The following is a 13721-nucleotide window of genomic DNA, read 5'->3' on the forward strand; positions in this document are numbered from 1 at the left end:
TTTCCGTCTACGCGGAAAGGACACAAGGATATGTTGAAAAACGATTTATTTTTAAGAGCATTAAAAGGAGAAACAGTAGAGCGTCCACCAGTTTGGATGATGCGTCAAGCAGGTCGTTACCTTCCAGAATTTATGGAAATAAAGGCTAAATATGATTTTTTTACACGTTGTCAAACGCCAGAATTAGCTAGCGAAATCACTGTACAACCAATCCGTCGTTACGGTATGGACGCTGCTATTTTATTTAGTGATATTTTAGTAATTCCTCAAGCTATGAATATTGAGGTACAAATGAAACCTAATTTTGGTCCTTATTTACCAAATCCAATTCGTACGCAAAAAGACGTAGATAATGTTATAGTACCTGACGTAAAGGAAGCTTTAAACTATGTTTACGAAGCTATAAAAGCCACAAAAGAAAAACTTAACAATGAAGTACCATTAATAGGTTTTGCAGGTTCGCCATGGACTATCTTATGCTATTGCGTGCAAGGTCAAGGCTCTAAAAACTTTGATAAAGCAAAAGAGTTTTGTTTTACAAATCCTATCGCTGCACACCAATTATTACAAAAAATAACAGATACAACTATTGCTTACTTAAAAGAAAAAGTAAAAGCAGGTGTTAATGCTGTACAAGTATTTGATTCTTGGGGAGGCATGTTGTCTCCTGTAGATTACCAAGAGTTTTCTTGGCAATACATTCAACAAATAATAGATGCATTAAAGGACGAAACACCTGTTATTGCATTTGGTAAAGGTTGTTGGTTTGCATTAGAAGAAATGTCTAAATCTGGAGCATCTGCTTTAGGTGTAGACTGGACATGTTCTGCTAAAAATGCACGTTATTTAACTGGAGGAAACATCACACTTCAAGGAAATTTTGATCCTACTAGATTATTCTCTCCTCCTGCCGAAATTAAAAAAATGGTACACCAAATGATTAACGAGTTTGGTAAAGACAAATACATTGTAAACCTTGGTCATGGTATTTTACCAAACATACCACTAGAAAATGCAAAAGCATTTATAGACGCTGTAAAAGAATATAAAGCGTAACAAAAACTTACTCTTAGCGTCTTATTAGTTATGATACAAAACATAATAAAAGGAATAAACGGATACTCTGGTGCATTTGCACTAATTTCAAAACTTAAACTTTGGAAGTATTTTTTTATTCCTATTATTATTAGTATTCTAACAGCAACTGTTATTGGATTTACAACTTATGGACTTTCTGATAATGTTGGACAATTCATAGCAAAAATTTGGTTTTGGGAATGGGGTAAACAAACCTTTACAACTATATCAACAGTCATTGGAGCCATCATTATTATAGCCTTAGGCATAATACTATACAAACACATTATTATGGCACTATCTGCTCCGTTTATGAGTCCTGTGTCAGAAAAAATAGAAACGCATCTCACTGGTGTGGTAAAACACAACCACAGACAAACATCGTTTCAAGAACAGCTTTGGCGAGGCATTAGAATTAACATCAGAAACTTAGGTCGCGAACTACTAATTACTATGCCTATTTTATTGCTTAAATTTATTCCTGTAATTAATATCTTTTCAACAGCATTATTAATAATGGTACAATCCTATTATGCAGGTTTTGGTAATATGGATTACACTTTGGAGCGCCACTTTAATTACAAAGACAGTGTAAAGTTTGTTAGAGATAATCGTGGACTAGCAATAGGTAACGGACTCGTTTTTATCCTGTTTTTATTCATCCCAATTATTGGTGTAATTTTAGTACTACCTTTAAGTGTAACTGCAGCTACAATTACTACTGCAAAACGTCTTAAACCCGAAAATCAAAACATAATCTAATGATTGCAACTTTTGATAATTTTGAAATCAATCCCATACACAATGGAGATGCATGGAAAATTTGCGATTTCATGGTTACCAATCAAGACAGATTAAAACGTTATTTTCCTAAAACATTACAACAAAACCTAACACCTACTTTATCACAACTATTTGTAGATAAAAAAGTAAAACAATATAATAATAAAGAAGAGTTTTTATTCACTTTAAAATTTAGCGAAACCAGAACTTTAGCAGGACTAATTTATATAAAAGAAATCGACCATCACATCAAACAAGGTGAGTTTGCCTATTGCATTGATTACAACTTTCAAGGCAAAGGACTAATCACAAAGTCTGTTGCTGCATTATCATCTTACGCCTTTAAAAATTTAGATCTAAGCACACTACAAATCATTGTATATAAAGACAATATTAGCAGTGTTAAAGTGGCAAATAACACTAATTTTAAATGGATTAAAACCTTAAAAAACGAATTTACTCCAATTGGTGAAAACCCGCTTGATATGGAGTTATACGAATTATATAATGAAAGATAAATTTTTTGAATACATACATCAATTACAAGACAGCATAACTGCTGGATTAGAAAAAATAGATGGCAAAGCAACTTTCCAAGAAGACATTTGGAAACGACCAGAAGGTGGTGGAGGACGCACACGAGTTATAGAAAACGGAAATGTTTTTGAAAAAGGTGGTGTTAATATTTCTGGTGTACACGGTAAATTACCTGACAGCATGCAAAAATATTTTGGTGTTGAAGATGCCGATTTTTTTGCTTGTGGATTAAGTCTAGTTTTACATCCAAAAAATCCAATGGTACCTACTGTACACGCAAATTGGCGTTATTTTGAAATGTATGACAAAGACGGTAATATTGTAGACCAATGGTTTGGAGGAGGACAAGACCTGACACCTTATTACTTATTTGATGAGGATGCAACACACTTCCATCAAACATGTAAAACAGCTTGCGATAAACACAATGCAGAATTTTATCCAAAATATAAAGCACGTTGTGACGAGTATTTTTATAATACACATCGTAATGAAGGTCGTGGTATTGGAGGCTTGTTTTTTGATTACTGTAAAGCTTCAGAAGACATGAATATGCAAAACTGGTACGATTTTGTAACAGAAGTTGGTGATAGTTTCCTAGAAGCATATGCACCTATTGTAGCAAAAAGAAAAGATTTAGATTATACCAAAGCACAACGTGATTGGCAAGAAATAAGACGTGGACGTTATGTTGAGTTCAACTTAGTACATGATAAAGGAACCCTTTTTGGTTTAAAAACAAATGGACGTATAGAAAGTATTTTAATGAGTCTTCCGCCACATGTGCAATGGGTTTATGACCATCATCCAGAAGCTGGTAGCGAAGAGGAAAGGTTAATTAAAATATTGCAAAACCCTAAAGATTGGGTCTAAAATGGATTGCTACTGCGGAAATACTAAGAGTTATAAAAACTGTTGTGAAGTGTTTCATTTAAATAATGGAAAAACCGAAACAGTAGAGCAATTAATGCGCTCAAGATATAGCGCATTTGTATTAGCAAATGGCGATTATTTAATGCAAACACACCATATTTCTACTAGACCAATTTCAGAAAAAAAAGCAATTGTAAAATGGGCTAAATCTGTAGAGTGGATAAAACTTGAGATTTTAAATACAACTGAAGGTTTAAGTAATAATGAAGAGGGTACAGTAATGTTTAATGCCTATTTTTATGACAACGGAAACGTTGATGTAATACATGAAAACTCTGCCTTCATAAAAGAAAACAACAAATGGTATTACTTAGGTTATGCCAAAAACTAATATAATTATGTATCCAATTAAAAGAAATAGACGATTAAGAACAAACGAAGCCATTAGAAGCTTGGTACGAGAAACAATAATCTCTCCAAACGATTTTTTAGTACCTCTTTTTATTGTCGAAGGAAAAGGTGTTAAGGAAGAAATTGCTTCTATGCCAAATTACCATCGTTACAGCTTAGATTTATTACAAGCCGAAGTTAAAGAGCTGTGGAAACTAGGTTTAAAATCGGTATTACTATTTGTAAAAGTTCCGGACCATTTAAAAGACAATAAAGGGACAGAAGCTATTAATCCTGATGGATTAATGCAACGTGCCATAAAAACAGTTAAAAATGCTTGTCCTGACATGCTAGTGATGACAGATGTAGCATTGGATCCTTATTCAGTTTATGGACATGACGGAATTATTGAAAACGGAATAGTTGTCAATGACGACACTGTAGACGTTTTAGCAGACATGAGTGTATCACACGCTCAAGCTGGAGCAAATTTTGTTGCACCAAGTGACATGATGGATGGTCGTATACTAGCCATTCGCGAAGCTTTGGAAGACGAAGGATTTACAGATACAGGGATTATGAGCTATTCAGCTAAATATGCCTCAGCTTTTTATGGTCCTTTCCGTGATGCTTTAGACTCAGCTCCTGTGGATGCACAAGATATTCCGAAGGATAAAAAAACCTACCAAATGGATTATGCTAATCGTTTTGAAGCGCTACGCGAAACCGAAATGGATATAGATGAAGGTGCAGATATTGTAATGGTAAAACCAGGATTATGCTACTTAGATATTGTCCGAGAAATTAAAAACGAAGTTGACGTACCTGTTGCTGTATATCAAGTCTCTGGAGAATATGCAATGCTTAAAGCTGCTGCCGAAAAAGGTTGGCTAGACCACGATGCAGTTATGATGGAACAAGTTACAGCTATCAAACGTGCTGGTGCAGATGTAATTGCTAGTTATTTTGCTAAAGATATTGTAAAATTAATATCGTAAATTCGCAGTACATTAATTAAAAATCTATCCATGGGATTATTACTATTTTACGGAGTTATATCAATATTTTTTTCGTTTTTATGCTCTATTCTAGAAGCTGTTTTACTAAGTGTTACTCCAACATTTATTAACCTAAAAAAGCAAGAAGGTAAAGCGTTTGCAACAAATTTAGAAAATCTTAAAAAAGATGTAGATCGACCTTTAATTGCTATTTTAACACTAAATACAATCGCACACACTGTTGGTGCAATTTTAGTCGGGAAAGAGGCAGAAGGACTTTACGGAAATGGTGATGGATACGGAGTATTTGTAGTGTCTGCAGTTATGACTATTTTAATATTAGTCGCTTCAGAGATTATTCCAAAAACAATTGGTGCAACCTATTGGAAAAGTTTAGCTGGTTTTACAACAACAGCACTTAATATTTTAATTTTCCCATTAAAATGGACTGGATTACTATGGTTAATGCAACTTACAACAAAGTTAATTGGTGGTAAAGGTCATGGTAGCGTACTAAGTCGCGAAGGGTTTTTGGTTATGGCAGATATGGCTCATGAAGAAGGTGTTTTTGAGGGTAACGAAAGTAGGATTATAAAAAACCTGTTAACATTTAAAGAGGTTTTTGCTAAAAACGTAATGACACCTCGTACTGTAATGCAATCTGAAAATGAAACCACAACTGTGGAAGACTTTTTTAATAGAAATATGAACCTTCGTTTTTCAAGAATTCCTGTGTATTCTAAAACAGAAGATAATATTAAAGGATTAGTTTTAAAAGACGAAATTTTTAAAGAAATGGCTTTAGGCAATGGATCTAAAAAGTTAGTCGAATTAAAAAGAGACATTATTATCGTAGATCGTAACTTACCTATTCCAACACTTTTTGAACAACTTGTAGAAACTAGAAATCATATGGCTTTAGTGGTAGACGAGTATGGATCTGTTAGCGGAATTGTTACTATGGAAGATGTCATAGAAACACTTTTAGGTATGGAAATTATGGACGAAAGCGATAATGTTAGTGACCTACAAAACTTAGCAAGAAAAAGCTGGGAAGCGCGTGCAAAAAAATTAGGTATCATAGACGAAAATAATCCTGAATAATACATGGACACATGCATTATCAAATCGCCTTTAGGTTTTACTAAAATAACAGGTGATGTTAATGGTATTGCATCAGTAATCGTTTTAAATTCAGAAGAACAAGTTTCTGTAAAAATACCCAAGGTTTTAAATGACTGCGTCCTTCAACTTAACCAATATTTTGAAGGTTCACGAGAACAATTCAGCTTAAAGCTAAACCCAAAAGGTACCGCTTTTCAAAACAAGGTTTGGGACGCCTTACTAAACATTCCGTTTGGCAAAACCACATCTTATCTTCAACTTTCAAAACAACTAGGCGATGTAAAAGCAATCAGAGCTGTTGCTAACGCTAATGGTAAAAATCCATTATGGATTATAATACCATGTCATAGAGTTATAGGTACAGACGGAAGCTTAACAGGATATGCAGGAGGTTTACACCGCAAACAATGGTTGTTAGATCATGAAAGCCCATATAAACAGCAATCTTTATTTTAATGTACAAAGTAGTAACCCAATTTTTAACGCGTTTTGTTAAACCTGCAACAATATATAAATACGGTTTTAACTGGTCACCAATGTATAGACGCACAACCGCAAGACTTACAGAGGTTAGCGACGATTTACACTACGTCAAAATACGATTAAAACTTAATTATAAAAATCGTAATTACGCTGGATCTATGTTTGGTGGTAGCATGCTATCTGCAACAGACCCTATTTACATGATACAACTTATTCAAATTTTAGGTGACGACTATGTCGTTTGGGATAAAGCAGTTACTGCTAAATATAAACGACCTGGTAAAAGCACTATTTATGGTGAGTTTGTTTTTACTAAAGAAGAAATCGAAGCCTTAAAAAATCAATTAAAAACAAAACAACAAGTTGATATTATCAAAACAATGCAATTGGTAAATACCAAAGCTGAAGTTATTGCAGAATTTTCCAAAACGCTATACATCGCGCAAAAAGCATACTACAAGAAAAAGCTTGCGCTAAGACTTAGCAAATAATAAATTTTGATTCATAATTTTATTATATTTAAAATCTAAACTAATAAAATAAATGAAATTCTTAAAAAAGCTTCTTAAAGTACTTGTAGTTCTTTTTGGATTACTAATCGCAACCCTTTACATAACAGACACAGACTACTTAATTAAAGCTGTACGTACCATTTACATGCGTGGTTATACAACCGCCTTTTTAGATGACTACAAAAAATTTGATAACCAAGAGGTTAAAAATGGAACACCTCAACCTTGGCCTAATCATATTAAATACAATACAGTAACAGAAACCGAAACATTGCAAAAAGCCAATAAAGATTGGGGAACAATAGCATACGTTATTATAAAAAACGATAGTATCTGGTTTGAAAACTACTATGATGGTTACAACAAAGACTCTAAATCTAACTCATTTTCTATGGCTAAAAGTTATGTCTCTGGGCTTATGGGAAAAGCGCTAATGGAAGGTTACATTAAAAGTTTAGATCAGCCAGTTTGTGACTTTTTACCAGCATTTTGTGATGGCGAAGCAGCAAAAATGACTGTTGGAGATTTGTCTAGCATGTCCTCTGGTACCAATTGGGATGAAGCATACTATTCGCCTTTATCTATCACTACACGTGCTTATTTTGACGATGACTTAGCTAAAGTTATGAATGGTTTAAAAGTTGTAGACCAACCTGGTCAAGCTTTTAAATATGCTAGTGGAGACACACAAATGTTAGCAATGGTTATTGAAAAAGCAACAGGTAAAAAAATGTACGATTATTTAACCGAAAGCTTTTGGAAACCATTAGGTAGTGAAAACGAAACCTTATGGCAAGTCGATAGTGAAACACACGATTTAGTAAAAGCCTATTGCTGTATAGCTAGTAACGCTAAAGATTTTGCAAGATTTGGTAAACTATACAAAGACCATGGAAAATGGAATGGACAACAAGTTCTAGATTCTGCTTTTGTTGCTAAATCCTTAAAACCTCGTTTTACAGCTAGTCCAGAATATGGCTATGGTTGGTGGTTAAAAAACCAGATTGGTAAAGACTTTTTCATGATGCGTGGACATTTAGGACAATATGTAATTGTACAACCAGAAGACAATGTTATAATTGTACGTTTAGGACATCAAAAATCTCCAGATGCTGGTGTTGGTGTATTTACTAATGATATTGCTTTATACATTGATGAAGCTTATAAAATGCTAAATATGAAACCTTAATATTTTGTTATTTAACATAGTGTTAGTTAATACGCTTTTAATTTATTCATTTTTTTGAGTAAACTAATCAACCATGAAAAAACTAATTTTTACATTTTATGTACTCTTATTGTGTAACAGTATGTATGCACAAGACTCATTAAATTTTGACTTTGAAATCCTGAAAGAGAAAGAGGCTGTTGGATGGTCTTCCTTTGGAAACAAAGAATATAATATTGTTTATGACACCGCAATTTCTCAAAACGGAGTAACATCTGCGTCCATAGAGGGTAATGGTAATACTGATGAGTTTCGAGTTTTAACATATACTATTCCTGCAGATTTTGGAGGAAAAAAAATAAAGCTAACTGGCTATTTAAAAACTGAAAATATAGTTAATGGTTGGGCTGGTTTATGGATGCGTATTGATCCAGATATAAGTATTGATAACATGGAATCAAGAAAGGTCCAAGGTACTACAGATTGGAAAAAATACGAAGTAGAATTAAAGACTAATAACAATGCAACATCTATTTCCTTTGGTGGTTTAATAGTTGGAACAGGAAAAATATGGGTAGATAATTTTAAAATAACAGTTGATGGTAAACCTCTGGATCAAGCTCCTGAGAAAGAATTGGACAAAGAATTTGATAAAGGTTCTAAAATCACAATAGATTTATCTCAAAAAAATCAAATAGAAAATTTAACGCTTCTGGGACGCATTTGGGGTTTCTTAAAATACTACCATCCAGAAGTTGGAAAAGGAAATTTTAATTGGGATTACGAATTATTTAGAATATTACCAGATTATCAAAAAGCTAAATCTAATACAGATCGAGATAAAACCCTTAGTAATTGGATAGATAATTTAGGAACTGTAAAAATCTGTAAAAAATGTAAACCATTAGACGAAAATGCTGTTTTAAAACCTAATTTAAGTTGGATTACAGATGGTAATTTATCTAAAAATTTAATTAACAAACTACAGTTTATTACCCAAAACAGACACCAAGGTAACCATTATTATATTGATATGGTTCGCGGTGTTGGAAATCCAGAGTTTAAAAATGAAAATCCCTATGCTAACATGCCATATCCAGATGATGGTTTTAGATTATTATCGGTTTATAAATACTGGAATATGATTAATTATTTTTTTCCTTATAAACATATAATGGATAAAGACTGGAATGAAAGTTTAAAAGAAAATATTCCACCATTTATTAATGCTAAAAACGAATTAGAATATGAATTAGCAGCTTTAAAGATGATTGCAGACATTAAAGACACTCATGCTAATCTTTGGGGAGGAAAAGATAAAATTAACGAAATACTTGGTGACAACTATCCAAATTTCCATGTTTCATTTATTGAAAACAAGCTGGTTATAGACAACTTTTATAATGAAGACAGTCCTAGAAACGGTTTAAAAATAGGAGATATTATTACGCGTATTAACGGAAAAAAAGTTGAAGACATCGTTACAGATAATCAAGATTTTTATCCAGCGTCAAACCAGCCAACTCGTTTAAGAGATATTAGTTTTAATTTATTACGTACTACAAGCAATAGCTTAGATATTGAGGTAGAAGACAATGGTATCAAATTAATTAAAACAATACCTGTATACAACAAAAAAGACATTAAGGACTTTTACAAATGGTACACAAAAGAAGAAAACATTAGTAGTTATAGACTACTTAAAAATAACATTGGATATGTTTCACTTAAAAACATTAAAGATGAGGACGTGAATAAAATAAAAAAAGAATTAAAAAACACCAAAGGGATTATTGTAGACATTAGAAACTATCCATCTGCCTTTATGCCTTTTACCTTAGGTAGCTTCTTTACCTCATCTAAAACACCTTTTGTTAAATTTACAACAGGTAATATAGATTATCCTGGAGAATTCACGTTTGGTGACAATTTATACATTCCGTCAAAAGGAAAAACATATCAAGGTAAAGTAATAGTATTAGTAAACGAAATATCTCAGAGCGCAGCTGAATATACAGCTATGGCATTTAGAGCAGGAGATAATGTATCTATAATAGGTAGCACAACAGCTGGAGCAGATGGTAATGTATCTACAATTTATCTTCCAGGAGGATTAAGAACTATGATTTCTGGAATTGGCGTATATTATCCTGATGGCACTCCAACCCAACGTGTTGGAATCGTACCAGATATTGAGGTAAAACCAACGATTAAAGGACTAATAGAAGAACGTGATGAATTGATTGAAAAAGCAATCGAAATCATTGATGACGCTAAAATTGCACCAATAAACGCTAAAGATTGACCACTAATGATAACCAAACTCAACCTTGAAAACATCTTATTTCTAGACATAGAAACCGTCCCGGAAACACAATATTTTTCAGATTTAGACAAAACTAAGCAAGATCTTTGGGACGCTAAATCACGTTACCAACGCAAGGAAGAGTTTACAGCAGAAGAGTTTTACGATCGTGCTGGTATTTGGGCTGAGTTTGGCAAAATAGTATGTATTTCGGTTGGATATTTTACCATTAAAGGCGACACACGCCTGTTTAGAACAACATCCTTTTATGGAGAAGAACGTAAACTTTTAGTCGAATTTAAAAACCTTTTAATTTCTCATTTTAGTCAAACAAAGCATTTACTTTGTGCACATAACGGTAAGGAGTTTGACTTTCCATACATCGCTAGACGTATGATTATTCATAACATAGAATTACCTTATAAATTAAATCTTTTTGGTAAAAAACCTTGGGAAATTCCGCACTTAGACACCATGGAATTATGGAAGTTTGGTGACTACAAAACGTATACATCATTAAAGTTAATGACTAACGTTTTGGGTATTCCTAGTCCAAAAGATGATATAGATGGTAGCGAAGTTTATAAAACTTACTATGAAGACAATGACATTGATCGTATTATTATTTATTGCGAAAAAGACACCATTGCAGTAGCACAAATATTTTTACGTTTACGTGGCGACTCCATTCTTACTGATGATGAAATCATTCATATTTAAATAAACATAAGGGTATAATATAAATAAAAAGCCTCAACTTTCGTTGAGGCTTTTAGCAATAAAAAAATGATTGATTAATTAAGACTAATTGTTATTGCTTTATAAATTTTCTTGTTTCAATAGTATCATTTACTTCAAATTGTATTAAATATAATCCAGCTTCAAGCTTACTTACATTAATACCATTTGATGTTGTAACACCTTTAACTACTTGTTGTCCTATCATATTAATTACCGTAAATGGTAGATTCTCTATATTAGTTTTAACAAATAAGGCATCTCCTTTTACTGGGTTTGGATATATAGAAATTTCTACTCCTAAATGTTGTACAAACCCTTCGTTAGATGTTCTTGCTGTTCCGCAAGCACCTAGATTAGTCCATCCACTTGCTGTTCTTTCATATAAATTACCTAAATAGGTTACTTGATCTCCCACCGAGTAAGATTGGCTACCATTATATTCTGCAACTCCTGCACACTTATCTGCAGATCCATTGGCTAAACTTACAGCGTCTACTGCCATATCACCTTGCCAAGTTGTACCTGTTGTCCCATCAAATCTTAATTTTACTGAATTTCCTGAGTAAGAAGACAAATCTACATTTGCATCTAACCAAGAATTACCTTGATTACCAGATCGTGTCCAAATTGTTGACCAAGTTGATCCATTGTTAGTACTAATAGCCAAACTTAAACTTCCCATTGCAGATGTACCATACATATGATATTTAAAGCTAAAGCTTCCGTTATTAATTCCAGATAAATTAAAACAAGGCGATACTAATAAGGCACGTTTAGTAGAATAATTTGGTGCTGAAGACTCCATGAATACATATTGTGATCCTTCACTTGCGCTAGATGGTCCAGTGTTACTTGACGGAGTAGACCCACTTCTTCTAGTCCAATTAAAGTCGTCACCACTACCTTGTGTCCAAGCGCCAAAACCTGATTCAAAACCTTCATTATAAGGAAAAGAAGAAATTGCTCCAGAACAACCTGTTGTACTTGCTGGACTTACTACAATACTTCTAGTGACTTGGTTTGCTGCATTACCTGCTGCATCACTTACATTATAGTTTCTTGTATACGTTCCTGCTGTATTAGTATTAACTGTTCCTGAAATTACAATACTAGAAGTAAGGTTTCCATCAACATTATCCGTTGCAGTAGCACCTTGTTCTGTATATGTATCACCAACAGTTAAGTTAATTGTAGATCCTCCAATTAAACTAATAACTGGTTTAACCGTATCTGCAGCTCCAACCGTTAAATTAATAGTATAATCTTCCACTTCTCCATAAGAAAAAGTTTCGCAAGATGTAGGCACTGCGTTATATTTCATAGATACTCTTAACCTTGTGCTACCTGTAACAGCACTACTTGGCACTGTAAAGCTTCCTGTTGCTGGAGTTGCTGTTGATGCAGCTTTAGAGAAAATTTGTTCTCCTGAATCTGTAAAATCACCATCGTTATTATAGTCAATCCAAGCTGCATAACCCTCTGCATAAGTGGTTCCTGTCCAAGTTGGAGTAATTGTAATAGTATTAGAAGATCCTTTAGTTAAATTAGTCGTTATGCTAGTAAAATCTGAATATAATTGTGCTCCTGAGGCATTGTTAATAGATCCTACTTGAACACGACTAATATACTCGTCACTAACACTATTCCCTTGCGAAGCACAATATTGCGTACCTGTTGTACAAGGTGTACATGCAGAACCACCACAATCAACGCCTGTTTCGTCTCCATTTTGAACACCATCTGTACAAGTTGGTGTAGTTCCACCTCCTCCACACTTATCAGATAATCCTAAAGCTGCACGAGGTCCACCACTAAGTAACGTTGCTCGCATACGCGCTTTTTGTCCTTGTGTAAATAAATTCATACAAGAGTCATTGGTATAATCCATATAGTTTTGCACCATATCTGTAGACCCACAAGATACTTGTCCTACTGGACATCCACCATTTGACGTTTGATGTGTAGGTGTATCACTTACAAAATCATTACCACAATTAGCATCTCCCCAAATATGACGTAAATTTAAAAAGTGACCTACTTCGTGTGTTGTTGTTCTTCCACCATCAAAAGGTGCACTAACATTACCAACTCTACCAAAATAATTGTAGCCCATTACAACACCATCTGTTGCTGCACTGCCACCAGGAAATTGAGCATAACCTAAAATAGTATTTCCTCCACTTGTCATTTGTGGTACAATCCACATGTTTAAATACTCACTAGTATTCCATGGGTTAACACCTCCAGTGGAAGTTCTCTTCATATCATCAGACGTTCCCCAATCTTGACGTGTCACTTGTTTTCTAGTAATACCTGTTGTTGTATTTCCGTTTGGATCAATGGTTGTTAAACAAAACTGAATTTCAGAATCGGCTGCCTGTGACCACGTATTATCTGCATCCGGATTAGTGCGTCTAAAATCTTCGTTTAAAACATCTAATTGTGACTGGATTTGAGCTACACTAATGTTTTCGGTACTGTTTCTATACAAAACATGTACTACGACTGGTATAGTAATTATACTTCCATCAATTCTGGCATTTTGGGATTGTGCAACACGTTGTTGCGTAAAAGCTTCGATCTGATCCATTCTTTGCTCTAATGTTGTATCTAATTGTTTTCTGTATTCTAAGTTCTCCATTGTTGAACAATTTCTATCTTGCTGAGCAAAAACAGAAAGCGTTAATAAAAAACTTAATAATGATAAAGTAATTGTTTTTTTCATGCTA

Annotated in this window: 13 protein-coding genes; 12 read left to right on the forward strand and 1 reads right to left on the reverse strand. The window is 33.7% G+C overall.

Features of this window, described 5'->3' with window-relative positions; genetic code table 11:
* The first annotated feature begins 30 nt into the window (after window positions 1–30).
* From hemE to WNY60_RS06555, 12 genes are all read left to right on the forward strand, one after another.
* Window positions 31–1056, forward strand: a complete 1026-nt coding sequence (gene hemE, locus WNY60_RS06500) for a uroporphyrinogen decarboxylase (protein WP_292948782.1) — start codon at window positions 31–33, stop codon at window positions 1054–1056.
* 30 nt (window positions 1057–1086) lie between these two features.
* Complete coding sequence (locus WNY60_RS06505; protein ID WP_342861897.1) at window positions 1087–1839, forward strand: EI24 domain-containing protein; 753 nt, start codon at window positions 1087–1089, stop codon at window positions 1837–1839.
* The gene (locus WNY60_RS06510; RefSeq protein WP_342861898.1) at window positions 1839–2378 is read left to right on the forward strand and encodes a GNAT family protein; all 540 of its coding nucleotides are present in this window, start codon (window positions 1839–1841) and stop codon (window positions 2376–2378) included. Before WNY60_RS06505 ends, WNY60_RS06510 begins: the two co-directional genes overlap by 1 nt.
* Window positions 2368–3270, forward strand: a complete 903-nt coding sequence (gene hemF, locus WNY60_RS06515) for an oxygen-dependent coproporphyrinogen oxidase (protein WP_342861899.1) — start codon at window positions 2368–2370, stop codon at window positions 3268–3270. Before WNY60_RS06510 ends, hemF begins: the two co-directional genes overlap by 11 nt.
* Window position 3271: 1 nt before the next feature.
* On the forward strand, window positions 3272–3661 hold the full coding sequence (locus WNY60_RS06520) for a YchJ family metal-binding protein (RefSeq protein ID WP_342861900.1): 390 nt from the start codon (window positions 3272–3274) through the stop codon (window positions 3659–3661).
* A 7-nt stretch (window positions 3662–3668) separates the two neighbouring features.
* Window positions 3669–4658: a porphobilinogen synthase gene (hemB, locus tag WNY60_RS06525; protein WP_342861901.1), complete on the forward strand. Its 990-nt coding sequence runs from the start codon at window positions 3669–3671 to the stop codon at window positions 4656–4658.
* A gap of 30 nt (window positions 4659–4688) precedes the next feature.
* On the forward strand, window positions 4689–5762 hold the full coding sequence (locus WNY60_RS06530; protein WP_145004705.1) for a hemolysin family protein: 1074 nt from the start codon (window positions 4689–4691) through the stop codon (window positions 5760–5762).
* A 3-nt stretch (window positions 5763–5765) separates the two neighbouring features.
* Window positions 5766–6239, forward strand: coding sequence for a methylated-DNA--[protein]-cysteine S-methyltransferase (locus WNY60_RS06535; protein WP_342861902.1), 474 nt, complete (start codon window positions 5766–5768; stop codon window positions 6237–6239).
* Window positions 6239–6757, forward strand: coding sequence for a DUF4442 domain-containing protein (locus WNY60_RS06540; protein WP_145004711.1), 519 nt, complete (start codon window positions 6239–6241; stop codon window positions 6755–6757). Before WNY60_RS06535 ends, WNY60_RS06540 begins: the two co-directional genes overlap by 1 nt.
* Window positions 6758–6809: 52 nt before the next feature.
* Window positions 6810–7967: a serine hydrolase gene (locus WNY60_RS06545; RefSeq protein WP_342861903.1), complete on the forward strand. Its 1158-nt coding sequence runs from the start codon at window positions 6810–6812 to the stop codon at window positions 7965–7967.
* Window positions 7968–8040: 73 nt separating this feature from the next.
* Entirely contained in the window at window positions 8041–10251 is a 2211-nt protein-coding gene (locus WNY60_RS06550; protein WP_342861904.1) for a S41 family peptidase, read from the forward strand.
* 6 nt (window positions 10252–10257) lie between these two features.
* Window positions 10258–10971: a 3'-5' exonuclease gene (locus tag WNY60_RS06555; protein ID WP_339807576.1), complete on the forward strand. Its 714-nt coding sequence runs from the start codon at window positions 10258–10260 to the stop codon at window positions 10969–10971.
* Window positions 10972–11062: 91 nt separating this feature from the next.
* Here the strand turns inward: WNY60_RS06555 and WNY60_RS06560 are convergent, their stop codons facing one another.
* Entirely contained in the window at window positions 11063–13717 is a 2655-nt protein-coding gene (locus WNY60_RS06560; protein WP_342861905.1) for a GEVED domain-containing protein, read from the reverse strand.
* Window positions 13718–13721 lie beyond the last annotated feature (4 nt).

Origin of the sequence: Olleya sp. AS48 (assembly GCF_038900355.1) — a bacterium.
Classification (GTDB): Bacteria; Bacteroidota; Bacteroidia; order Flavobacteriales; family Flavobacteriaceae; genus Olleya.

What these genes read in the sequence shown, in the direction of transcription:
- hemB (WP_342861901.1), top strand. Translation starts at nt 3,669, where the DNA reads ATGTATCCAATTAAAAGAAATAGACGATTAAGAACAAACGAAGCCATT.
- WNY60_RS06530 (WP_145004705.1), top strand. Translation starts at nt 4,689, where the DNA reads ATGGGATTATTACTATTTTACGGAGTTATATCAATATTTTTTTCGTTT.
- WNY60_RS06545 (WP_342861903.1), top strand. Translation starts at nt 6,810, where the DNA reads ATGAAATTCTTAAAAAAGCTTCTTAAAGTACTTGTAGTTCTTTTTGGA.
- WNY60_RS06550 (WP_342861904.1), top strand. Translation starts at nt 8,041, where the DNA reads ATGAAAAAACTAATTTTTACATTTTATGTACTCTTATTGTGTAACAGT.
- WNY60_RS06560 (WP_342861905.1), bottom strand. Translation starts at nt 13,717, where the DNA reads ATGAAAAAAACAATTACTTTATCATTATTAAGTTTTTTATTAACGCTT.
- WNY60_RS06555 (WP_339807576.1), top strand. Translation starts at nt 10,258, where the DNA reads ATGATAACCAAACTCAACCTTGAAAACATCTTATTTCTAGACATAGAA.
- WNY60_RS06535 (WP_342861902.1), top strand. Translation starts at nt 5,766, where the DNA reads ATGGACACATGCATTATCAAATCGCCTTTAGGTTTTACTAAAATAACA.
- hemF (WP_342861899.1), top strand. Translation starts at nt 2,368, where the DNA reads ATGAAAGATAAATTTTTTGAATACATACATCAATTACAAGACAGCATA.
- WNY60_RS06540 (WP_145004711.1), top strand. Translation starts at nt 6,239, where the DNA reads ATGTACAAAGTAGTAACCCAATTTTTAACGCGTTTTGTTAAACCTGCA.
- hemE (WP_292948782.1), top strand. Translation starts at nt 31, where the DNA reads ATGTTGAAAAACGATTTATTTTTAAGAGCATTAAAAGGAGAAACAGTA.
- WNY60_RS06505 (WP_342861897.1), top strand. Translation starts at nt 1,087, where the DNA reads ATGATACAAAACATAATAAAAGGAATAAACGGATACTCTGGTGCATTT.
- WNY60_RS06510 (WP_342861898.1), top strand. Translation starts at nt 1,839, where the DNA reads ATGATTGCAACTTTTGATAATTTTGAAATCAATCCCATACACAATGGA.
- WNY60_RS06520 (WP_342861900.1), top strand. Translation starts at nt 3,272, where the DNA reads ATGGATTGCTACTGCGGAAATACTAAGAGTTATAAAAACTGTTGTGAA.